The organism is Planctomycetia bacterium, assembly GCA_016795155.1.
Lineage (GTDB): Bacteria > Planctomycetota > Planctomycetia > Gemmatales > HRBIN36 > JAEUIE01.
The window spans coordinates 1-24,069 of record JAEUIE010000003.1; the positions used below are offsets into that span (position 1 = coordinate 1).

The 24,069-nt window shown below is 50.2% G+C and carries 20 protein-coding genes; 10 read left to right on the top strand and 10 right to left on the bottom strand.

Features of this window, described 5'->3' with window-relative positions:
- Positions 1-1,360, top strand: a 1,360-nt coding sequence (locus JNJ77_00935) for a hypothetical protein (protein ID MBL8821120.1), incomplete at its 5' end; no start/stop codon positions are given.
- Positions 1,361-1,430: 70 nt separating this feature from the next.
- Here JNJ77_00935 and JNJ77_00940 read toward each other — a convergent pair.
- The gene (locus JNJ77_00940; GenBank protein MBL8821121.1) at positions 1,431-2,558 is read right to left on the bottom strand and encodes a lactonase family protein; all 1,128 of its coding nucleotides are present in this window, start codon (positions 2,556-2,558) and stop codon (positions 1,431-1,433) included.
- Complete coding sequence (gene metF / locus JNJ77_00945; GenBank protein MBL8821122.1) at positions 2,558-3,430, bottom strand: methylenetetrahydrofolate reductase [NAD(P)H]; 873 nt, start codon at positions 3,428-3,430, stop codon at positions 2,558-2,560. Before metF ends, JNJ77_00940 begins: the two co-directional genes overlap by 1 nt.
- A gap of 335 nt (positions 3,431-3,765) precedes the next feature.
- On the opposite strand from metF, the gene JNJ77_00950 reads away from it, so the two are divergent.
- A complete protein-coding gene (locus JNJ77_00950; protein MBL8821123.1) occupies positions 3,766-5,343 on the top strand; it encodes a protein kinase in 1,578 nt (525 codons plus the stop codon).
- 3 nt (positions 5,344-5,346) lie between these two features.
- On the opposite strand, the gene JNJ77_00955 is transcribed toward JNJ77_00950, so the two are convergent.
- Positions 5,347-6,678, bottom strand: a complete 1,332-nt coding sequence (locus JNJ77_00955) for a DUF58 domain-containing protein (GenBank protein MBL8821124.1) — start codon at positions 6,676-6,678, stop codon at positions 5,347-5,349.
- Positions 6,675-7,640, bottom strand: coding sequence for a MoxR family ATPase (locus JNJ77_00960; protein MBL8821125.1), 966 nt, complete (start codon positions 7,638-7,640; stop codon positions 6,675-6,677). Before JNJ77_00960 ends, JNJ77_00955 begins: the two co-directional genes overlap by 4 nt.
- A gap of 77 nt (positions 7,641-7,717) precedes the next feature.
- On the opposite strand from JNJ77_00960, the gene JNJ77_00965 reads away from it, so the two are divergent.
- On the top strand, positions 7,718-9,352 hold the full coding sequence (locus tag JNJ77_00965) for an iron ABC transporter permease (protein MBL8821126.1): 1,635 nt from the start codon (positions 7,718-7,720) through the stop codon (positions 9,350-9,352).
- On the opposite strand, the gene JNJ77_00970 is transcribed toward JNJ77_00965, so the two are convergent.
- Both JNJ77_00970 and JNJ77_00975 read right to left on the bottom strand, forming a co-directional pair.
- On the bottom strand, positions 9,290-9,745 hold the full coding sequence (locus JNJ77_00970) for a hypothetical protein (protein MBL8821127.1): 456 nt from the start codon (positions 9,743-9,745) through the stop codon (positions 9,290-9,292). The two genes, JNJ77_00965 and JNJ77_00970, sit on opposite strands and share 63 nt — an antisense overlap.
- 106 nt (positions 9,746-9,851) lie before the next feature.
- Positions 9,852-10,121 (bottom strand): small basic protein, encoded by a 270-nt coding sequence (locus tag JNJ77_00975; protein MBL8821128.1) that lies wholly within the window; start codon positions 10,119-10,121, stop codon positions 9,852-9,854.
- Positions 10,122-10,254: 133 nt separating this feature from the next.
- Between JNJ77_00975 and JNJ77_00980 the strand changes: the two genes are divergently transcribed.
- Positions 10,255-10,701 (top strand): hypothetical protein, encoded by a 447-nt coding sequence (locus tag JNJ77_00980; protein MBL8821129.1) that lies wholly within the window; start codon positions 10,255-10,257, stop codon positions 10,699-10,701.
- 50 nt (positions 10,702-10,751) lie between these two features.
- On the opposite strand, the gene JNJ77_00985 is transcribed toward JNJ77_00980, so the two are convergent.
- The 4 genes from JNJ77_00985 to JNJ77_01000 form a co-directional block, all read right to left on the bottom strand.
- On the bottom strand, positions 10,752-11,945 hold the full coding sequence (locus JNJ77_00985; GenBank protein ID MBL8821130.1) for a hypothetical protein: 1,194 nt from the start codon (positions 11,943-11,945) through the stop codon (positions 10,752-10,754).
- A gap of 271 nt (positions 11,946-12,216) precedes the next feature.
- Entirely contained in the window at positions 12,217-13,044 is an 828-nt protein-coding gene (locus JNJ77_00990) for an amidinotransferase (GenBank protein MBL8821131.1), read from the bottom strand.
- Positions 13,041-14,309 carry a TIGR00300 family protein gene (locus JNJ77_00995; GenBank protein MBL8821132.1) on the bottom strand — a complete coding sequence of 423 codons (1,269 nt, stop codon included), beginning with the start codon at positions 14,307-14,309 and terminating at the stop codon, positions 13,041-13,043. Before JNJ77_00995 ends, JNJ77_00990 begins: the two co-directional genes overlap by 4 nt.
- Before the next feature lie 95 nt (positions 14,310-14,404).
- On the bottom strand, positions 14,405-15,208 hold the full coding sequence (locus JNJ77_01000; GenBank protein MBL8821133.1) for a hypothetical protein: 804 nt from the start codon (positions 15,206-15,208) through the stop codon (positions 14,405-14,407).
- Between the two features lie 190 nt (positions 15,209-15,398).
- On the opposite strand from JNJ77_01000, the gene JNJ77_01005 reads away from it, so the two are divergent.
- From JNJ77_01005 to JNJ77_01030, 6 genes are all read left to right on the top strand, one after another.
- A complete protein-coding gene (locus tag JNJ77_01005; GenBank protein ID MBL8821134.1) occupies positions 15,399-16,127 on the top strand; it encodes a hypothetical protein in 729 nt (242 codons plus the stop codon).
- Positions 16,128-16,307: 180 nt separating this feature from the next.
- Positions 16,308-18,014: a type II/IV secretion system protein gene (locus JNJ77_01010; protein ID MBL8821135.1), complete on the top strand. Its 1,707-nt coding sequence runs from the start codon at positions 16,308-16,310 to the stop codon at positions 18,012-18,014.
- Between the two features lie 263 nt (positions 18,015-18,277).
- Positions 18,278-19,429, top strand: a complete 1,152-nt coding sequence (locus JNJ77_01015; protein ID MBL8821136.1) for a type IV pilus twitching motility protein PilT — start codon at positions 18,278-18,280, stop codon at positions 19,427-19,429.
- A 68-nt stretch (positions 19,430-19,497) separates the two neighbouring features.
- On the top strand, positions 19,498-21,474 hold the full coding sequence (tadA, locus tag JNJ77_01020; protein MBL8821137.1) for a Flp pilus assembly complex ATPase component TadA: 1,977 nt from the start codon (positions 19,498-19,500) through the stop codon (positions 21,472-21,474).
- An 11-nt stretch (positions 21,475-21,485) separates the two neighbouring features.
- Positions 21,486-22,739, top strand: coding sequence for a type II secretion system F family protein (locus tag JNJ77_01025; protein MBL8821138.1), 1,254 nt, complete (start codon positions 21,486-21,488; stop codon positions 22,737-22,739).
- A 251-nt stretch (positions 22,740-22,990) separates the two neighbouring features.
- Positions 22,991-24,058 carry a prepilin-type N-terminal cleavage/methylation domain-containing protein gene (locus JNJ77_01030; GenBank protein MBL8821139.1) on the top strand — a complete coding sequence of 356 codons (1,068 nt, stop codon included), beginning with the start codon at positions 22,991-22,993 and terminating at the stop codon, positions 24,056-24,058.
- The last annotated feature ends 11 nt before the right edge of the window (positions 24,059-24,069 follow it).

The following is a 24,069-nucleotide window of genomic DNA, read 5'->3' on the forward strand; positions in this document are numbered from 1 at the left end:
GGCCAAGCTTGGCCTCAGCATCGAAACGTGCAGCCAGGTTCAGGAACTCATTCACCAGATGGCCAAGGAACAAATCGATGCTGCCATCCGGGAGTTTCAACGCGATCTCGGCTTCGAAGCGAGCAAGCTCGACGTCCTGGCCCACCAGATGCTGCAAATCCATCGCATGCATTCCATTGGCGATTCGATGGCCCGCCGACTCAAGGAAGGTGACCTGCCCGCATCGTTCTACAACGCCTATCGTCACGTTGTCAAGGATACGTCAACGATGCTGTTGCAACTCGACGAGCAACGCATCAAGGAGAACCGCAAGACGTTTGTCTCGCCGGAAGATGCCGACGCCAAGCTCGCGGAAGAGCAGCGTTGGAATCACGTTCTGTACGCCTCATCGGAAATGAAAATCCGGAATGGCTACTATTACGATCCACGACGCGGCGTGGCGCAGCCTGCACTCGATCTGCCGATGGAGCAGGTCGCTGAGCGCGACATCATCCGCATGCGGTTTATGCCGAAAAGTCCGCGTGAGGATGCCAACATCGCCGATGCCTTGCTCGAAGTAGAAAATGAAGAAGCGGAAGCCTGGTACGAGAAAGTGAACAACATGGAGGTGCCGACCGATGCGCGGAAGTTCGACCCGGTGTTCAATGATGAACCCTACATGCAACACGCCAGGCATCGAGGCTACGTGACCACCGCGAAGAAGATCTTTCTGGAACGGCTACAACATTACAACGAAGTCTGGCAGAAGGCGGAAGAAAAAGTCGAAGGCCTGATGGAAGCCATCGGCATCAAGATTGGCTTCTGTCACGAATCAGTGGGTTTGCCGAGGAGTGTGCAAAAAGCAGCCGAGGGCGATGCGGAGGCGATCAAAGCGTTGAAGTCGGCAGTAAAAGAGATGCAGGCCAATAAGTCAAAGATCAAGAGTGAAGCAGAGAAGAAGGAACAGTTGGAATACGCACTCAACACGCCATACCACGTGCAGGCACTCGCGATTTTCCTGGCGTTCAGCAGTTTGTGGACGTGTACAAGCATGGTGTTTGCCGTGGGACACGTTTCCAACGTGTCATCGGGGATGAGTCGCCCAGGCATCGCAAGCCGCTGGCACGATACAATCGTGCCCCACGATGATGTGGAACAGGATTCCAATCCTGTTCGCGGTGACAATACGCTGTCACCGCTCGACGCTGTCAAGATTGGAATCTTGACCCACTACGGACTGCCAGGAGCAGGGGATGCTCACGAGATTCCGGACTTATTTTGCCACTTTTCTCCGCGCGGCCCCGCCCCGGGCTTAAAGAGCCCGGGGCTAAATAGAGTGTTTTTTCAGGGTTTTTCCCGTGTTTCCACTGACACCGGCTGATCGCCGTTTTGCTTCGAGTGGGACGAAATTCACCTTTTTCCCACTCAAATCAGCGGAGATGCTGCGCGCGTCACTTCACGAACAAAACACATACAGGCACGGAGACCTTGATGCTAGAACCAGTAGGCGACAATTTTCCAGTCGATTCATCAATGGCAAACGCAAACACATCGCCTGAATCCTGGTTGGCGGCGAGCAGATATTTGCCAAACAGATTGAAATTGCGAGGCGTTTTGCCTTCGGTACTGAAGTGTCCCTGGGGTGTCAGGGTGCCATCATCTTTCACCTTGAACAGAGCGATGCTGTTATGACCACGATTGGAAACATAAACAAACTGGCCACTCGGATGCACCCTGATCTCGGCAGTGCTGTTGCCTGCTACATCGTGAGGCAGCGTGGTGACAGTATCAAGCAGAGTCAGCTTGCCGATCTCAGCGTCATAACGATAGCTGCTGACGCTGGATGTCATCTCGTTGTTGGAATAGGCGAACTTGCCTTGTGGATGGAAAGCAAAATGTCGCGGCCCACCGCCGGGTGGCGTCTTGGTGGTGCCGTGTGGGGTCAGCGAAGCTTTCGTGGGATCGAGTTGATATACCAGCAGTTCATCAGTACCCAGGTCAGCAGCGATGGCGAACCGGTTGGCAGCATCGACATTAATCGAGTGAGCATGCGGGGCCTCCTGTCGCTGCTTGTTGACACTCTTGCCTTCGTGCTTGATGTACGAAACCACTTCACCCAGCGATCCATCGTCCTTGATGGGCAGCGACGAGACACTGCCTGCAGAATAGTTGGCGACCAAGACGCATTGGCCGGTCGCATCAACCGAAAGATGACACGGACCAGCGCCGCCACAAGGCTGGGAATTGATCCTGGTCAACAGGCCAGTGCCGGGTTCAATCTTGAAAGCAGTAACGCCTCCACCTTTCTTGCCTTCGCTCGTTGCCACTTCGCTGACTGCGTAGAGCAGGGGCTTGGTAGGATGCTTCGACAGGAAAGAAGGGTTCGTCACTTTGCCAGCCAACTGAGGCTGCGACAAATGCCCTGTTTTCAAGTCGAGTTCAGCCAGATAGATACCCTCACTGCCTCGGCCCGTGTAGGTGCCGAAGTAGACTCGCACTTTCTGATCATCTGCAGCGTGGAGCGTTGCAGCGGAAACGGACAAGGCGATTGCCAGTATGCGAAGCATATGAACTCCCATCAGATAACAGGGTGTTTGCCGATGTTGATCAGAATCTGTCTGACACTGTCAATGCGGTTGAGGACATAGAAATGAATGCCAGGCACACCAGCCAGAAGCAGACCTTCCAGTTGTCTGGTACAGTGAGCGATGCCGACCGCTACCTGACCAGCCGGGTCGTCTTCGTAGCGCTGCAGATCAGTCACCAGTTTCTGAGGCAGCTTGGCTTTGCACAAGGCGGTGATGCGCTGAACCTGTTTCAGACTCAACACCGGCAACAGGCCAGGAACCAGCGGAGCATCAATGCCACGCATCTGGCATTTATCTCGGAAGCGGAAGAAATCATCGTTGTCGTAAAAGAGCTGGGTGTAGATGACATCGCCACCCAGATCGATCTTGCGTTTGAGGTTATCGAGATCGCTGTCTGCAGAACTGGCTTCCGCATGCGTTTCAGGATAGCCTGCCACACCAATGCCAAACTGCGGAAATTCCGTTTTGATGAATTTCACCAGTTCGCTGGCATAGCGAAAGCCGTTAGCAGTCTGTTGAAATTGTGTCTGACCCTGAGGCGGGTCACCTCGCAGAGCCATGATGTTGCTGACCTTGGCATCGCGAGCATCGGCAAGCCATTGCCTGATGTCGTCAATGTTGGAACCGACACAAGTGAAGTGGGCGGTGACCGGTGGTTTGACGTCCTGTATCAACTTTCGGGCAATATCGAGCGATTGCGACCGGGTGCTGCCACCAGCGCCATAAGTAATGGAAAGAAAAACAGGGTTATAGCGAGCCAGTTGTCTGCTGGTTTCAAACAAGGCCGCTTGGGCAGCCTCGGTTTTGGGAGGGAAGATTTCAAACGACCAGCCTATCTGGCCTGGCCTGTAATACTGACGCATCGGCAGGTGTCTCTCATAAAGCTACTGTCTACTGCCATGTTAGTATCTTGGGAAATGACTTCTATGCAAATTCATGAGAACTATGCTCATAATTGGATGAGGGCGAATGATGAAAGATTCTGGTGGTTAACCCAGTTCCTTTAACTAAATTGAAGGTGTGAAGGCTATATCCCCCAGTTTTACATTGCTTTAGCGATTTATCGGGTTTTACCATCCTGTTTCACGAGTTCATGTGCTACAGTAGTAGTGCATCGCCGTTGCATCGGGAGCGAGAATTTAGAATGATGGATATTGCTTAAACCATCGTGAATTCTCGTCGGATTTAGAGTGTATTTATGGCTGCGCCGCTCAAAGGAACAGACCTGCTTGAACTGGTTCGGAAAAGCGGGTTGCTGGAGCAACCTCGTTTTGAAGGCTACGTTTCGACTTTGCAGCAGGATGGACCGGTGGAAGAAGATCCATCGCGGCTGGCTACACGTCTCGTAAAAGATGGCTTAATCACGATTTTCCAAGCCAGGCAGATGCTTCGTGGCCGATATCGAGGCTTTTTCCTGGGCAAATACAAAGTGCTTGAACCGATTGGTTCTGGTGGCATGGCGGACGTGTATCTTTGTGAACACACCACCATGAGGCACAAAGTTGCAGTTAAAATACTGCCTATTGACAGGTTGAAAGACCCCAGCCTGTTAGGTCGCTTCAAACGTGAAGCACAAGCCATTGCTACGCTGAATCACCCCAATGTCGTCCGTGCGTTTGACCTCGATAATGAAGGCAACCTGCATTACCTGGTTACCGAATATGTCGATGGCTGCAACATGCAGGACTTCATCAAGAAAAACGGGCCATTGCAGCCTGAACGAGCCGCGAATTACATCGCCCAGGCTGCTGCCGGTTTACAGCATATTCAGGAAGCTGAGCTGGTTCATCGTGATATCAAGCCCGGCAATTTGTTACTTGATCGCAGCGGTGTGGTCAAACTACTCGATCTTGGCCTGGCACGATTTAACGATATTGAACGACAGGATAACCTGACTCGTGATTTTGATGATGGCCGGGTTTTGGGAACTGCCGATTACATTGCACCCGAACAGGGCATCAAAGGCAGCGAAGTAGATATTCGGGCCGATATTTACAGCCTGGGAGCGACATTTTATTTCATGCTCAAGGGAGAGGCACCATTCGAGGGTGCAACGGTTACGCAAAAGCTGTTGTTCCATCAGATCAAGGAACCGCCTCCACTTCCAGATACCATTCCCGCTGAGATTGCTGAACTCGTCAGGCACATGATGGCCAAGAAACCCGCCGAGCGTGTTCAATCACCTGCAGAAGTGGTGGAAAGATTGTTGCCTTATGTGAACGAGCCAGTGCAGCCTCTGGAAGAAGAGATGCCGCCTCGCTCCTCGGTCTTTGCATCACAGTCGAAAGTAGCTGGTCCGAAGAGTTCGTCACGTCTGTCGGGTCGCCTGGCTATGACAGGCATTTCCCCATCACTTTCAGGCCCTGCTTCCGGACGAGTTTCTGGCCCACGTTCAGGGATTGACCCTGCTTTGCGTGCAACACCTCACGCCGGGGTGAACATTCCGACTGTTCCCAATCCCATTGTTACCCCGACGATTCCTGAACTGATTGAAGATGATGACGAAGTCCCGGATCGGTTGACCAGTGGCGATGATGACATTGCTGTTTCATTTGTAAATAGATACAAGTGGTATCTCATCGGCGGCGCAGTGGCGGTATTGCTCGGATGTGCCGTGCTGGTCTATACCTTGATCAGTTCTGTTTCCGGCAGCAAGATACCCATTAAATCGAGCAATTTCTCTGTTCTACCAGAGCAGAACGAAGAGGAATTAACCAAGCCTGCTTCCACTGCACCTGCTGGTGGCTCGAATAATTCCAAGACTCCAGGCAAGTGAGTATCATCGCATGGTCTGCCTGCGACAGATTTCCGCGATGGATGTTTCATCCATCAGATGACGGGCTTCAAGATTCTCGCTGGCCAGCAACTGTAACGCTGCTTCATGTGCATCGCGTTCCATCGTTATTAAAATGACTTCCACAGCATAGCCTCGTTGTTTGAGAGTACCAAGGGCAATGGCTGTTGCAGGTATAACCTGTGCCAGGATGGCTATAATCGTGGCATCACGCGGCATGTGACTTTCTGCTTCATCAATCAGATCAGGAAGTTCCAGGCCTTCGTTGAGTTCCAGTCGAGCCATCATTTCGCGAAGCAGTTGCAACTGTTCCGGTCCACGTCGTGTGGTCACGATCATAGGCTGTAGATGCGCCGTTTTCAGTTCGGTTGCAGCTTCAGCCAATGCAAGCCGTCGGCTGAGGAAGTCTGCCACGCCATCGTCCTCGTCCTTGTGCCAGCCTTCCAGACGAATGCGATCTGCAGCATCGCGACCATTGCTGACCAGGCCGATCTGCTGACCCAGCTGATACAGTGCATTGGCCAGGGATATCGCAGCAGTGACTGCCAGTTCTGATCGATAGGGTTCGCCTCGTTCATGGAATGACTGCTTGTGAAAATCGAGCAGGATGGTAGCGCCAGCGATGGTGCTTGGTTCATAAATCTTGCAGTGCAGCGATCCCAAGCGGGCCGTAGTGCGCCAATGTACGCGGTTCATGGCATCGCCAGCCTGATAGGCCCGAACACCTGCAATACGGGTGGGGTCTTCAAATAAACGATGTGTCAACCTGATCTCGCCCACTGGGCGTCGAGATGCAAGGTCGTAACCTTCCAAGGGAATAATGCGTGGGTAAACCAGCAGAAATTGTGGCGCCGCTGCTATGCGAAACCGACGATACAGACCAAATAGATCGCCACCTTCCAGAACCAGTGGTCCAAACTGGTAGAAGCCACGCATTTGCGGAGTAATCTCATACTTTAGCTTGCGGTCGCTGTTACCCCATAGAACCGTGATTCGCTGCCGTTTGCCTTCAATCTTCAGTCGCGGAGGTCTGGATCGCAGGTAGTGTTCAGGCTGATAATCCTCTGCAATGATCCAAGGAATCGGAATAGGGCCGCGGTTTCCCAGAGTAACTGAAACAGACGTCGTTTCGCCAATATCCATCTCTTTCAAGCTGGGTTTGCGGTCAGCATAAATGTTTTTACCCCATGTTAGAGCCAGGAACCGGCTGGTCAGTATCAAGCCGAGCAGGGCATACATAGAATAAGCAAGAAGTCCAAGTCCAAACAGCAGGGCTATGGCAAGAATTACCAGTGAAGCCAGTATCCAGCGGATCATGCAGTCTTCGCCTCGGTAGTAGGTACCGGAACCGCTGTCTCGCTCATGATGCTTTCGATTACTCGCGTAGCGGTGAGCTTGCGCAATCGGGCTTCAGGCTTCAGAATAATACGATGTGCCAGCACAGCGACGGCCAGTCGTTTGACATCGTCGGGTAGAACAAAGTTTCTTCCACGAATAGCAGCCAAAGCTTGGGAACTGCGGTAGAGAGCAATGCTGGCACGAGGGCTGCCTCCCAGCCTGATGTCGTCATGCGACCGGGTCTGGGTTACCAGATCAAGCATGTACTTTTTCACTTTGTCATCGACGAAAATTTCACGAACAGCTTTCTGGCAGCTTAACAGTTCTTTTTCAGAGCAGACTGGTTCCAGTTCATCGATGGGATGGCTTTTCTGAAAGCGATCCAGCATTTTGGACTCTTCATCGACGGCGGGGTAGCCCAGACTTAACCGCACCAGAAATCGATCTAGTTGTGCTTCAGGCAGTGGAAAGGTTCCTTCATGATCAATGGGGTTTTGCGTGGCAATGACCACAAACGGGCTTTTCAGTACATGGGTTTCGCCATCTACCGTTACTCGTCCTTCCGCCATCGCTTCCAGAAGTGCAGATTGTGTACGTGGCGTGGCACGGTTGATTTCATCAGATAAAACGATCTGGGCAAAGATCGGACCTGCCCGGAATTCAAACTCACCCGATTTCTGATTGTAGATAGAGGCTCCGGTTACATCGGTGGGGAGCAGATCGGGTGTGCATTGAATACGTTTGAAACTACATCCCACACTGCGAGCCAGGCTTCTTCCCAGCATGGTCTTGGCTACACCGGGTACATCCTCCAGAAGAATATGCCCTTCCGCAAAGGCTGCAACCACTGCAAGGACTACGGGTTGTCTTTTCCCAAAGATAACCTTCTCAATGTTGGCAATAATCCGGTTGGCCAGGGCGGCCACTTCTGCTTGTGCCATCGTTTATTCCAGATAATGTTAACCCATTACTATAGCTTAATGAATGCAGCAGGTGTTAGAAGCACTTTTGAGAAACTATGCTGGATAATCGTGAAAAAGGCTGGTGGTACTGGCGGACCGTGGCATGGTGCTTCGGTCTGCTTCTGATAATCCTTCCCGTCTGCATTCCGATCGCGGAACTGCTGCTTACTCGGTCTGCCTGGTCAGTTTGGAGTGAATCCAGCCGAATGGCCTGGCTGATTATTTCCACAGTTGGAATAGCGCTATCCAGCAGCTTACTGGCATTGGGGTTGGGATCAGTCACAGCATTTCTCCTGGTACGCACCAATCTGGTGGGGAAATCCATCTGGGGAATCCTGCTGGGAATGATCCTCTTTATTCCTTTACCGATGCTGTTGAGCGGCTGGTACATCATGATGCAAATGTGTGATGCAACCATGCCTGCATTATGGCCGGTTGAAGCACGATGGATGGGAACCATTCTGCTGCATGGTTTGCAGGGATTGCCTTGGGTAATACTGATTCTGGGAATAGGTTTGTTGTGGATAGAACCTGAGCTAGAAGAGGAAATGCGACTGGCAGCGCCTTTTCACCGAATATTTCATCGGGTGATCTTACCCCGCTGTTGGCCATTCGTTGGCATGTCTGTCTTGATGGTCAGTTGGATTACCTGGCATGAGATTGCTGTTACTGATTTCTTTCGCGTTCACACATTCGCAGAAGAAGTGTACCTGCAACTCAACAGTGGTGGCAAAGATCAATCTTCTCGTGCCATAGCTGCTACATTCCCCTGGTGCCTGGTTTTCGTCACAGTCACACTATGGTACATGAACTGGTGGAAACGTCGCTGCCCGCCTCAATGGCCCAGCCTCGGTAGGCTTCAACAGTTTTCATTATCTTCCAGACAAACGGCAGCGCAGTTGTGGATGCTGGGAATAATCTCGCTTTTGATTTTTGTACCTGTGGTTGGTTTGCTGTTTCGTATGGGGCATCAGTTGGATGGCAGTTGGTCGCTTGCACATTGCCTGTCCTGTTTCAGCCGGGTTTTTACTCAACAAGGCGGAGTATTGTTTCAAAGTTTGCTAATGGCAGGTTTAACCGGACTTATAACTGGTGTTACAGTGCTGATCCTGGCGTGGATTAGTCGCGGTTCCGCTCGCTGGGAAAACCTGACCTGGTGGGTCGCAGCTTTACTCTGGACACTCCCAGGTCCCATTCTGGGAATTGGATTGCTTGAGTACATCCTGTTTCTGATTCAGGTACCCGTTGGAGGATGGTTATCACCATGGCTCTACAGTGAGCCATCCCCCGTTCCAACGATGTGGGCTGCCTGGCTCCGTTTTCTGCCATTAGCATGGCTAGTGATTTGGCCTATGGTTCGAACGTTGCCACGCGAGTGGGATGATCTGGCTCGACTGGAAGGAGCAACACCCTGGCAACGATTTCGACTGCACGAGTTTGCAGTATTGCTAAAACCTGCGCTGGTTATTGCTTTTGGAATTGCATTATTAACACTTGGCGAAATCAGTGCTACCAAAATGGTCACAACCCCTGGTTACTTGCCTTTGTCGCACCTGGTATTTCAGCAATTGCATTCCGGTGCCGATGCAGAACTCGCTGCACTGTCACTCACCCTGATGATGCCTGCGTTATTTGCTGCATTTGTTACGGGCATGGTAATCCTGTTCAGATATCGTCGGCAAAGGAATTAAATCGGGTTCGACAAAGCTGGTTCGCGCTGATTCATGGAAAAGTGTCTCATGGCGATAATGCCGTAGTAGCGCTGATAACTTTCGATCGAAAAATTCCGGGAAATGCGATTTCAAATCATCAAGCTCACACGGCTTGTCAGGGCGATGAAGTTTCTTCCTTGCATCTGCAATCAAACAACAGAATGCAACTGTAATGGTTTCGTGATAGCCCATATCCTTCTTGAGGACAGCGTTATTGAATTTGTTGATTCCGTTACGAACGCGAATTACCGCCTCATCGTAAGGCAATCGTGTTACATAGAGCCAAGCCATGCGAACATGTGCTTCATGCGTCCAGGCTGCTGCAGGCAGGGTACACGTCTCAAATGCATTCAGGAATGAGTCATCGCTCATGGCTGGATCCTCCTGAGAAAGACAGGCACCTGCCGAACAATGTTCACCAAAACACAACGAGCGACATGAACTACATCATGCCGCTCGTGCGAAAAGTAACAAAAGACTATTTCTTCTTTTCGTCTTTCTTGGCAGCAGGTGCTGCAGCAGCTGCGCCGGCAGCGGGTGTTGCACCTTCTTCGCCTTCAGCAGCCTTGGCTTTCTTGGGCTTCTTGAGCACAATTTTCAAGACACGTGTTTTAGGAATGCCATAGGGGCTCATTCCCTCTTTCCACTTGTCTTCTTCTTTCATTTTGGTGATGCGTTCAACGCGTGTCAGCACACTGCGAACCTGAACGATACCGCTTTTACGTTTGAGGCTTTTGTCGATGGACATGAATGGATTTCCAGGCTAATTCTTACAGGCTAGTTAGATTAAGATAAACCGGTAAACAGGCAAGGGGCAATCATGAGAGAGGCTGATTTCCGTCCCATTTTACAGTAAGATATCACTTTACAAGGAGGTGATCGTGCAGCGAAAGAGCTTGTTTTTTTCACTGATGGCCTGCGTTGCATTGGCATGGACGGCCTGGCTTGCTTATTGGGTAGTAACTGCTGCTGATCCGGTGGTTGTATCTGCACCACAACTGCATTTTGCTTCCCTGGTAGTTGAAGGGGAAGTACAGGTTAAAGGTAACTTGGCCGAGGTCAAGATCATCAAAGTATTCAAGGACGACTTTCAGAAAACCAGACAACAGCCCTTACCCGAACTCATCCAGGTTGAATGGGAACCAGATTTTCACAAAGTAAGCAGTCAACGAATGTTGCTGGCCTGTCTAAAAAAACAGGGTAATGCAAACTCTTATTATGAGATTGCACCAATTCCGATGCCCAACGGCTTCCGCGATCCAAGGGTATACCCATTTACTGATAGTGTGAGAATTCAGACGGAACGAATTCTGGCACCTCGTAAATAAAGAAGCCGTGATGATTTCTCATCACGGCTCTGGGCGATAGTTTTATTGGCTTAGTAGCATTCAGGTACTCGGATTGCTACTTTCCGGCAGCGGGTCTCACAATAGGTGTGAGGCACCATCTGGCAGGTCGTGACTGGCACAGTGCGAGTGCACACTTCAGATACCATGCGGCAGGTGGTGACAGGAACCTGGCGTTCCATGACTTCCGGAACCATTTTGGTTCGCTGGCATTTGATCACCTGTTGACGAGGTTCAGAAACCATACGGCACGTAGTAACAGGTACTTGTTTACAGATCGTTTCAGAAACCATGCGGCAGCGGGTTTGGGTGACCATCTGTGTATGCTGTTCGCGTACCATGCGGCACGTGGTGTAGCAAACTTTGCGGGTGGTATGTACAGGCACCTGTTTGCAAACCTGGTAAGGAACCTGAACCATACGGCACTCAGTTACCATGCGGGTGCAGGGTACCTGTTCGCAAATCTGCTTGGGTACACAAACCGTTCGGTAGCAGGTGCGGGGAGGCATCTGGCAGGTAACGGTTCGGCATGCTGCAGACTTGGTGCATTTAGCGCCAGTTTTCGGATCGATGAAGCATTCACCAGGAATCTGTTCCACTCGGGTGAAACACTCGCCAGCAACGGTGTAAGGAACCTGATGGGTTTCATAAGTCATCTTGGATACAGTCACCATGTGCGTGACTGGTCGCTGATAATACTGAGGCACGGAGCGATAGCGTGTTTCTGACACGGTTTGATAGCGGCATTCCACGACATCGCGAGTATGTGTCTCATAAACAGGCTTGCACGTGGTATAGCAGTAGGGCACCTGGAACTGCTCATAAACAGGTCGGCAAACAACCTGGCGGTGTTCTACCATTTTAGTCTCATAAACCGGTTTGCAAACGGTGTAGTTCTGCACTACATCGTAGCATTCCACGACAGGTCGGCATACCGTGTACTTCTGCGTTACCATGTGTGTTTCATACACAGGCTTGCAGACCGTATAGTTCTGCTGAACATAGCAAGTAGAGTAACAAGGACGATAGACAGTGCGTGGCACTGATTCTACTACCGTCTCGTAACAGGTACGGTACCGTACCTTGGGATAACAGGTGACAGTCGGTGCACAACAGCTATTAAAAGCCGACGCCCCGCAGCCACCGAAGGCATTTGCCGTACTGGGAAGCAGCATCGCGCCCAGACTGACAACAGCAACGGCCCAACGACAGAGCGTGGACAACATGGCAGCATCTCCTCGTGAAGTGGTCCAACACAACATTGGAATCACACAGCTTGCTTCTGCAAACTGTTCTGCTGAAGTTTGCCTGATGTGATGCATCTGTCCAAATGCAGGAGCGCAATTTCCCTACACTCAGCCAATTACCTAAGCGGTACGCTCGGCAAGGTCGGATTGTTGATCAACGTCATTCATTGCAAATGTTGTGAAGTTGTAAAAGTTACAAGCAAAAAATAGAAACGAGACAATATTCCGAAGACAAAACAACGCATGACGCTTAATCCCAAACAGCGGCTTCTTCACCATCAACGCGTAACGTCAGGCATTTAGCGCTGCCGCCCGCTTTCAAGAATTCATCGAGTTCTACGCCAATTGGAAGATATCCTGCACATTCAAGAATCTGATGCAAGCCAGGACAGTTACTATTGGTTACGACTGATTTGCCTACTACTACAGCATTGCAGCCGAATCGAAATGCATCAGCTTCAGGAACGGGATACAACTTGGGCACATGCTGTTGCAGCACCTTTCTGCCATATGCGTCAAACGCATCAGGAAAATAAATCGCTTCACCGGGAGACAACGGACAGAAGCAGGTATCGAGATGATAAAACCGTGGATTAACTAGCTCCAATGGCAGCACACGCCGGTTAATGATCTTGCCGACTTCCTGATGAGCTAATGCATCGCTGCGGAAACGATACCCTGCAAACAAAATTGTGCCACAGAACAAGGCATCTCCTGCACCCTCAAAATACATTTCTTCAGGCAAATGCTCGACCTGATATTCGTTAGCCGCAAACCATGCATCGAAAAATGGTGTTTCACCAGCACGCTCGCCATGTTTGAAACGGCTGCTGATAAACTTTCGATGGAACATCAGTCCAGCATTGGCAGTGAATACCAGATCAGGTAATCCCTTTTGTGCTTCGATCAGACTGACCTTTACCCCAAGAGATACGAGCGTATCGTGTAGTTGTTTCCATTGCTGTTTTGCTTTGGGTTGGTCAGCAGGTTTTGAACGGTTCATCCATTCATTGATTTCATACTCGATGCCATAATGATCGGGCGGGCACATCAAAATATGCGGAGCAGACCGGCTCATGAGCCACTTCCTTTCCGCAGCTCGGTTACCAGTTCACGCAGGAAAGGTTCAACATCGGTTACAATACCAACCGTTTGACTGCTGCCACGATCCATGAGTTTGGTAACCGTTGCCGGATTAATATCGATACAAGCAACCTTAACACGTGCGGGTAGCAGGTTGCCGGTTGCAATCGAATGTAGTGCCGTTGCCACCATCAGGCAGAAGCCGACGTTGTCCCGCACATGCTCCCGCATCAACTCCTGGGCCTTGATGGTATCGGTGATGACATCGGTGAGAGGACCATCATCACGGATACTACCTGCGAGGATATACGAGATGTTGTGCTTGACACAGTCGTACATAATGCCTGATGTGAGAACGCCTTTCTCAACAGCAGGTTTAATGCCTCCAGCTCGGCGAATCTTATTAATAGCTCGTAAGTGATGCTCATGCCCTTCATCCATAGGCAAGCCTTTATCCATGGAAATGCCCAAGCTGGTACCGAACATGGATTGCTCGATGTCGTGAGTAGCCAGTGCATTGCCGGCAAAAAGTATGTCCAAGTAGCCCATCTGAATCAAGGCACATACATGCTCTACACCACCCGTATGAACAATCGCGGGCCCCAGTACTGCAAGTATCTTCTGTTTCGCCTTGCGTGCTGCTCGCATCGCGCCAGCTATCTCGCGGACTGTGACTCCCTTGGGTTTTTCACTGCTCACCGGGCTCGACATGAATTCGAACAGTCCTTTGTGGTGACCAGCTTCAGCGGCCTGAACACGAATCCCGCGATGGCCAACAACGATGGGCATCCCCTTTTTTACATCCAGCATGGGAATACATCGGGGCAATCCCGTGCTTGCATCAAGTGTTATTCCGCAGTCCATTTCCTGATCGGCAACATCAACCCATTTGTCGTTCATCCGAATTTGTGTGTGGTGATTTGTTGTACTGTAAAACGTCTCAGGAAATGCTCCATCCATATCAGCTGGTTCAATGGACGCATCTTCCTGGGTAATCGGCGTGGCGCCGTGATCGTGAATGACTTCAAGGATATCTTCCAGAACCTCGGTGCTTTTCGCCAGCACTTTGATCTTGGCGTAACTGGGATCCGTAGGCTTCACGCCCACATTGATCTGCTGTAATTCATATAGTCCGCCACGGGTGAGAATTTCATCCATGATCTTCGGAAGCAGCAGCGAATCAATGATATGCCCATTCAGTTCAACGATTTCTGCTACTGGAAAATCATTTGCCGTTGACTGTTGAGGTTTCACAGCCATAAGTCACCTGGAGAGAAATGATCCTCTCATTGTAGAAGCCAGGAGAGTGCTGCCAGTGGAAATGAAGGTTCATGCTGATAAAGAAATTGAAGTATCTACGCTACTTTGTGGAACAATGGTTCGTTGATTAGCTGGTAGAGTAATCGACCTGCAGACGCGTACGCTTCTAAAAGAGCAGCTTCGCCGGTAGCTGCTAATACGAACTGAGGCCTTCGGCTCATTTTTAGCAGTTGCTGTTGAAGCTCAGACCAGTTTACGTCTCCATGTCCCAGTGGTAGGCTGCGGAAGATCTCGTGACGACGCCGATCACGAAGTCTGATTTGCCCCAGACGGTGCTCTAATGTTATCAATTCGTGAAGAGGGTTGCGTCCTACAGCTATGCAATTGCCTGGATCAAAGCTAATAGATAGAGTTTTATCCATTTCTGCGAGGCTTAACGATAAATCAGCTGCCCAGTTGGTTTCCAGCGACACTTGAATATGGTACTGCTTCGCAATTTCCAATGCAGGGAGCAGATACTGATGAAAACGTCGCAGATCGCCTGGATTTTTCGGTGCAGCAGCTTCAAGCAGAGGCACATGCAGCAACGGGATTTTTAAAAAAGCTGCCGAGTGCACCAGGTCAGACAAGGCATCAACGCTGGTCAGATCAACTCGTCCTTTCCGATCAATCAGAGGCCATTCATAAGCAAACGTAGCAGAGAACGATTCCAGTGAAACGCCCATAGCCAAGGTAGTCTGATGCCAGCGAGAAATACCATCGGCGGAACTCAGCCAGCAACGGTCGCCTTGAAAAGATGGGCGAGACAATTCCAGTGCTGAAATGCCAAGCCCGTGAGCTTGTGCACACAACCGTGCATCCGTGGTTCGCAAATGATAATCGATGGCTGCCAGTTTCATATGCAGGTTCCCGCAACAGCACAAGTATGAAAGCTGGGGGAACCGGGTCAACTACAGCGGCGTGCTAAGTCAGCCGAGGATAGACAAGCCAGCGAATGATGAAGGGTTATAACGATTGCTCCAGGGTGGTTTCACCGTTTTGCTGCGAACTGCTATAACAGGTTTAACGTTACACGATGCCGAGTAAGCCATGAGTCAGGATTTCAGCCAGTACGATCAAAAGCCTCCATTTGATGGTGGTTTTCCTCAAACTGCAGCGCCAGTGCAGCAAAGAGGCAGCAGTGGCTGCGGAAAAGGATGCCTGATTGCATTGGTGATCCTGTTGATACTGGCAGGGGTTCTGGTCGGTGTCGGCATTTGGGTATTCAATCATGTAGCCAAGGGGATAACACAGAATCCAGAAGAAATTGCCCAGCGATTGAAGCAGCGTTTTGCCGGCGCGGTAATCCCTGAAGGTTACCGTGGATTGATAGGCATCAAGTTCGCGTTGGGTTTTGAGATGGATTTGATGATTTTTGGCAAAGAGAACGCGGATATTGATGAAGAGGGAAAGGTAGTCAGCGGAGATACTATGATGCTGTTCTCGTTTTCTGTTCCTGGCATGAAACAGGATGATTTGGAGGATGCGTTGCAATCAACCAACCAGAACGGCAAAGTCATTGAGAAACAGCCTTACACTGTGAAGGCTGGTGAGTACGAGTTTGAAGGATCCAAGCAAAAAGTTCAGAACCGTCGTGGCGAAGAACGGCAGACAGTGAATCAGATCATAGTTCCCCTTGGCAACAGTACCATGGTGGTAATGCAGAGCAATGAACAGGTAGACGAAGAATCATTGCAAGCGTTTCTGAAATCCGTTGCCAAGGAAAGTCCTTCAGCCAGAAAAACAGGAGAAAAGAAAGAAGAGAAAAATAAGGAATAGAAAAATCAAAGATAGGTTAGCTGAATTCACATGTATCAAACAAGGTGAATAGAATATACCAGATGCCAAATTATCAAAACCACGTACTTTGCGTTAATAAACCCTTGCAGTAACAGTGGTTAAGGATGTAGACTGTGCAGAAGACAGTCCGGCCCATTTTCTTTGAGTTAAGCACAAATCATGAGCAAAGGTCGTAGCGGAGAATTTACCGACATCCTCGTAAGAAAAGGGATCGTCGGTCGTGATCAATTGCAGGAAGCTCAGGCAGTTCAGAAATCTACGGGTGCAAAACTCGCCGATGCTTTAGTGAAGCTCGGATACTGTTCGTCCAATGATGTAATCACCGCTATGGCTGAACATCATGGATTGCAGGCAATCAATCTGGATGAAGTTACTGTACCCGCAGCAGTGGTAGAATTGGTTCCAGAATCAGTGGCTCGTGAAAACGTTGTACTGCCATTATCATCAGAAAATGGCATGCTCAAGATCATCATGAGCGACCCGATGGATCTGGACACTATCCAGAAACTCACATTCATATTGAATAAGGATATCCAGCCAGTCCTGGCGGCTCGTGAACAGATTGTCGAAGCCATCAATCGGTATTACGGCCAGTCTGAAACAGAATCAGTTGATTCGATGCTGGCGGAATTTACTGATACAGCCATTGATACTACCGAAACGGAAGCTCAGGCCGCTGCTGCAGATACCAATGAATCAGACGCTCCAATTGTGAAACTCGTTAACCTGATGATCCAGGAAGCTGTTCAATTGCGAGCTTCGGATATCCATGTAGAACCCTTCGCGGATCGAATTCGTGTCAGATACCGTATTGATGGTGTACTGGTTGAGCGAGACAGTCCTCCCAAACGCCTGCTTCCCGCCATGATGAGCCGCATCAAGATCATGGGAAGCATTGATATCAGCGAGAAACGTCGGCCTCAGGATGGCCGCATCAAGTTTCATATGGCTGGCAAGAATTATGATCTGCGCGTCAGCATCATTCCTACCAATCATGGACAGGGGGCATGTTTACGTATCCTGGATCGCGCCAATATTCAGGTGAACATTCGAGATTTGGGCTTTTCGGAAGAAGACTACACTAAGTTCCAGCAGATTATTAAGCGACCTAACGGCATCTTCCTGGTTACAGGTCCAACAGGATCTGGAAAGACGACAACTCTGTATTCAGCCTTGAACGAACTGAATCGACCTGATCGAAAAATCATTACGGCAGAAGACCCAGTTGAATACTATCTGCCTGGTATTAATCAGGTAGAAGTAAAGCACTCGATCGGACTTAATTTTGCACGAATTATTCGTGCTATGTTGCGGCAGGCACCCAACATTATTCTCGTCGGTGAAATCCGCGATGTGGAAACTGCGGAAATCGCTATCCAGGCATCATTAACTGGTCACTTGGTGTTTAGCACCCTTCATACCAACGATGCACCCAGCGCCATCACACGTTTGATCGACGTTGGCGTTCAGCCCTTCTTGGTCGCTTCGAGTTTGATTGCTGTTATGGCTCAGCGATTGGTAAGAGTCATTTGTCCGAAATGTAAGGAACCGGACATGCCAACCAAGGCTGAGTTACAAGCAGGGGGTATTACTCCAGATCAGGCAGCGAAAGCTACATTTATGAGAGGACGTGGTTGTGCCAATTGCAACCATACCGGTTATAGGGGACGTAAGGGAATCTTTGAAATGATGAAAATGAATGGTGCAATCCGCGAGATGACTTTTAAAAGAGAGTCATCAACTGTACTGCGTCGTCAAGCTCGATTAGGGGGCATGAGAACATTGCTGGAAGATGGTGTTCTCAAAGCTATGCGCGGAATGACCACCTTGGAAGAGGTGCTAAGCACTTGCCATCATGAAGGATGATAAAGTGTTGTTCAATAATGCTGCATGATAAAGATACACAATGCGTCATATTGCATAGGTGTATTTATATTTTGCGGATAATTATTTGTCATAAAACATAATGTCCAGGCAATCGTGGCGTGACATTTGTTTTTTCACACTATTTTCGAGCTAGATTTGCAAGTCGGCATGTCTCCAGCATAATGAATTAAGAGTTAGAGACTATTTGCCACTTGTCCATTTTGCTCAACGGCCAACAAAAGTAAGGGGGCGGAACAGTGGCTTTGCAGAATGTACTCATGGAAAAATTGCTGGAGACGGTATTTTCCGTCAAAGCGAGCGATTTACATATTGCAGTCGGTCAGCCGCCTGTATTAAGGGTCAACGGCCGTTTGCGTCGTCTCGAAGCGAAATTATTAGAACCTGACGATACTACTGCATTAATGAAAAGTATTACGCCTGATCGCTGCCAACAGGAATTGCAGGAGCGGGGTGGTACTGACTTTGGTTTTGCTTATGGCGATAAATGCCGTTTCCGAGTAGCGGTCTTCAAGCAAAAGGGAAGCATTGGTATTGTCTGCCGTAGAATTCCCAGTCAGTTTTTGACCTTTGAACAGCTTCGCATGCCGGATGCCATCCGCAGGCTGATTACCAGGCCTCGTGGTCTCTTGCTGGTTACTGGTCCGACCGGTTCGGGTAAAACAACCAGCCTTGCATCTATGATTAACTTTCTCAATGACAATTACGACAAGCACATCATTACCGTTGAAGATCCGATCGAGTATTATCACACACACAAGAAATCAACGGTAAATCAGCGTGAGATTGGCGTGGATGTTCCAGGCTTTGCTGAAGCGCTTAAACGCGCCTTGCGTATGGACCCCGATGTGATCCTCGTAGGTGAAATGCGTGATCTCGAAACGATTCATGCTGCATTGGAAGCTGCTGAAACCGGGCATTTGGTGTTCGGAACCCTTCATACCAGCGGTGCTGCAAGCACTATTAATCGAATCGTCGATGTGTTTCCCAAGGAGCAGCAGGATCAGATTAGAACTCAGCTTTCCACTGCACTCATTGGTGTGCTTTCCCAGGCGCTGCTACCTAAGAAGCCAGATGGCCTGGTGGCTGCTTACGAGATGATGGTAGTGACACCTGCTATTCAGAATCTCATTCGAGAAAACAAAGTTTACCGTATCGATTCAAGTATTCAGACGGGCCGTAAGCACGGCATGTTCCTTCTGGATGAAAGCTTGTTCCGTCTCTGGAAGGAAGGGATTTGCGAAAAGGAGGAAGTTCTGCAGCGGTCATCCAGACCGGCAGAACTCGCAGCCAAAATTGCCTTGGCAGAACGTGGCCAGTTGGAAGACGAAGAAGAAGAAGAGGATGAGGAAGAGGAGTACGAGGATGAAGATGAGGACGAGGAGGATGAAGAATAATGTGCTGCGATCAATCGCGAGCAGCAATTCTTGAAACTTCCAGTCAATGTCAGATTCAAAGGTGAAACATGTCAGGTCAGCCCAACCAGCCGCAGAAGCCTTCAACCCCTCCGACGGGTGCTACTCGCCCTGCGCCCAATGCACCCAAACCTGCTGCACCTGGTGCAAAGCCGGCACAACCTGCAGCTCGTGGTGCTGTCCCTCCTGCCAAGCCGGGAGCAGTTCCAGGCAAGCCTGGAACACCTGCAGGAAAAACACCCCCCAAACCAGTTGCAACCGGCAAAGGCCCAGCTAAGCCGCCACCTCCAGCTAAGAAAACAGGCCTGGCTTCCAGTGGCGGACGCAAGAAACTGGGACAAATCCTCATTGATCTAGGTCTACTGGAAGAAGATCAGCTATGGGAAGTCCTCAACGAAGCCCGCGACAATGCTCAACTACTGGGGCAGGCCGCACTTTCCCGTGGACTGGTAACTGAAGAGCAGTTGTACCAGGCTTTGGCTGAACAGTTTGGAATGAAGCTGATCAACCTGAGTGAAACGAAGTTTCAGCAGGAAGCAATCGAAAAAGTACCCGAAACGATGGCCACGGTGTATAAGGTCGTGCCCATCTCGCTGAAAGACGGCGTTTTGACTGTTGCCCTGGGTGATCCAAATCAACTGCCTGCTCTCGATGATTTGCGTAATTTCATCGGTGTCAAGGAAGTGCAAGCCATGCTTTCCTCGCCAAAGGCATTGGCGGAGGCACAGATTCGTTGCTATGCAGGCAAGCAGGAAAGCATTGTTGACATCATCAAGGAACTGGAAGCTAGCCCGGAACTGGGCAGGCTTACCAAAGAATCCTCGATCGATCTCGAAGCCCTCACCGAACTCCAGGACGCGGCACCTGTTCGTAAGTTGCTGAACATGGTGATGTTGCTCGGCATTAAGGATCGCGCTTCCGATATCCATTTCGAGCCGTTTGAAGACGAATACAAAATGCGCTATCGCTGCGATGGTGTGCTCTACGAAATGGTTCCGCCACCACGCCATCTTTCCATGGCGATCAGCAGCCGTATCAAGGTCATGTCCAATCTGGATATTGCTGAACGCCGTCTGCCTCAGGATGGCCGTATCGAACTGAATGTGGGTGGTAACCAGGTGGACATGCGTGTCTCGGTGCTTCCCACTATGTTTGGGGAAAGTGTCGTCATCCGCGTGTTGGATCGCACCGTAGTGCAGCTTGATCTCGATAAGATCGGCATGGAAGAAGACATGCTGGCGGAATTCCGCAAGCTGATCAAGAAGCCCAATGGAATCATTTTGATTACCGGACCAACGGGTGCAGGCAAAACTACCACTTTATACTCAGCACTCAATGAACTGAACGATATCACTGAAAAGATCATCACTACCGAAGACCCCGTCGAATATGACATCGATGGCATCGTGCAGATTCCCATCAATTCTGAAATTGATGTGACCTTCGCCAATGCTTTGAGAGCCATTCTCAGGCACGATCCAGACAAAATCCTCGTAGGAGAAATTCGCGATCTGGAGACAGCTCAGATCGCTGTGCAGGCATCCCTGACTGGGCACATCGTGTTCAGCACACTCCATACTAATGATGCAGCCAGTTCAGTTACCCGATTGCGGGATATGGGACTGGAGCCCTACCTCATCACCGCTACGGTTGAAGGCATCATGGCACAGCGATTGGTACGCAAGATCTGCATCGATTGTCGTACCGAGTATGAGCCATCACCAGAACAACTCATGGAACTTGGCCTGCACCCCAATGACGCCAAGGGAATCTCGTTCTTCTATGGCAGAGGATGTGATCGCTGCAATAACACCGGTTATCGCGGTCGTTCAGGCATCTACGAATTCCTGCCCATCAATGACGAAATCCGCGACTTGATCATGGCCAATGCTTCTTCGGAAGAGATCACGGTCTGCGGCAAGAAATATGGAATGAGCACACTGCGCGAAGCGGGTCTGCGTGCTCTCAATCGTGGATTGACCACGATTGACGAAGTCGCCCGCGAAACGGTAACCGATGATAGTTAGCGGAGCACCACATGCCGACCTATAAATTCGAAGCGATGTCTTCTCAGGGCGAGGAAGTCAAGGATACCATTGACGCCGCAACTGAGGAAGAAGCGCAACAGAAAATCAAGCAGATGGGCTACTTCGTCACCCGCATCCAGGAAGCGGGTGGACAGAAGAAAGGCGCTGCCAAGAAGAAGAAAGCTACCGGCAAGAAACGCAAGACCTTCGTGATCGGTGGCGTTTCTACCAAAATGCTTTGCACCTTCACCCGGCAGTTCTCCACCCTCCAGGATGCCGGTCTTCCCGTACTTCGCTCTCTGAAAATTCTCGAAGGCCAGCTCAAGCCCAGCGCCCTGAAAAACGCTCTCATCGATGTCGTCGATGACGTCGAATCAGGCTCTACGCTGAGTGAAGCGTTTGCCCGGCATCCCAAGTGCTTTGATCGCCTGTATGTCAATATGCTCAAGGCGGGGGAAGCGGGTGGTGCCCTCGAAGTCATCCTGCAGCGTCTGGCCGATTTCAAGGAAAAGGCTCAGTCGCTCAAACGCAAGATCATCGGCGCCATGGTCTACCCGATCGTGGTCATCCTGGTGGCCGTCGCCATCTTGAGCTTCATCCTGATTTACATCATTCCGAAGTTCAAGAAGATCTTTGCCGACTTCCAGATGAAGCTGCCTGCCATCACCGAACTGCTTCTCGATATCTCCGATTTCGTGCAGCACAACTGGTACGTCTTCCCGCTGATATTGATAGGCATCTGGCTCTTCATCAAGCTGGTCTGCCTGTTCAAGAAGGGGCGGTATGTGTGGGACTGGATCAAGCTCCACATTCCCATCGTCGGAGGTATCATCGAGAAAACGATTATTGCCCGAACGACGCGAACGCTCGGTACCCTGGTGAGTTCCGGCGTGCCTATTCTTGAAGCTCTGTCGATTGTGAAAGAGACCTGCAATAACGCAGTCTTCGAGTACATGTATCAGCGTGTCTATGAATCGATCCGTGAAGGTGAAACGATTGCAGCGCCCATGAAAGAAAGCCGCCTGGTCGACGATATGGTCGTCAACATGATCGACGTCGGCGAGGAGACAGGCGAACTCGACAAGATGCTCTACAAGATTGCTGAAGTCTACGAAGAAGAAGTCGACGTTCTGGTGGAAAGCTTGATCAGCTTGCTCGAACCGCTGATGGTCGTGTTCCTCGGAGTCTGCGTCGGCTTCATCGTGGTCGCCCTCTTCATGCCGATGCTCGCCATCCTGGAGAAACTGGGCGGCGGCGGTAAATAGTCAAGAGTTGGCTAGTAGCTAACAGTCTCCCCTCTCCCCCGGAGGGAGAGGGGTTGGGGGTGAGGGGGCAGCGGTGGACAGTGTTCTTGCTGCTTACCAGTCAAATAAACTCAAACGCAACTCTTGGCACAAGAGATGCACTAACAGGGCGGTTGACTCGAAAGCCCTGATTTTGACCAGATTTCTGCTGAAGTGAGGATATTATGCGTCTCTCCTGTGTACAAAATCGCAACATTCAGATGTCTTGGCGGATGTCCAGTGCCAAACAAAAAGGCTTCACTCTGGTGGAACTCTTGGTGGTCATTGCCATCATCGCCATTCTGATGGCGCTTTCACTGGGTGTTATCAGCAAGGTTTACCTTGCCATCGATGAGATGCGAACAGGCAGCGATATCGAAAAGCTCAGCGAATCGTGCAATTTGTTTAAGAGTACGTTTGGTCGGTATCCTCCGAGCAAGATCATTCTGTGCGAGAATCCTGCACATTATTCCTGGCTGATAACAAATGGCACAAACGGATTATCTCAGATTGCGACATATTCTTCAGAATATCTGAGTAATGTGTTCCCAGGTTCTCTTACGACAGGTAATCATATTGATTGGACCGGATTGTTACCCGGACTTAACACCACGCCAACCTCAAGTGGAACACCAACTCCAGGACCGTCGAACGGTTCTAGATTTTTTGTTCTTGAAGGTCATGAATGTTTAGTGTTCTTCCTGGGTGGAATCCGTCCGAACTCCGGTTCGGGGCCACGTTCTTTAGCAGGTTTCAATACTGATAAGAGCCGGCCATGCGTTATGTCCACAGGCCAGCGCTTGGGGCCATTTTACGAGTTCGATGCTGGTCGCCTGAAGGATACTACAAATCCATTCAGTCTAGGCCAATTCCAAGCCTATGACGATCACTATGGCAAACCCTACGCCTACTTTGCAGCGCGTACCCCAGGGATGAACAACTATATTCATCCGGGCTGTCCTTTGTTGGTTGGTCAGCCTGCATTGACCATTCAACACATGTCAGATTGCTACACTCTTACTTTGAACTATGTACCACTTTGGAAGAATGTTGTTGTAAACCCACCGCTTCCTCCAACGGGCATTACCTACCACAAGGCTGATACTTACCAGATTGTGTCTGCCGGCAAAGACAAACTTTACGGCTGTGGAGGTCGCTGGAACCAGGCAGATCCCGAAACCAGCGATTTTATGTACATGAACTGGCCAACTCCTAGCGTTGCTGCCACTCCAATCGAGGATAGGCAATACGTCTACGACAACATCACTAACGTGAGCAACGGCCGCGTGGTGCCCAAGTAATCACATTTAGC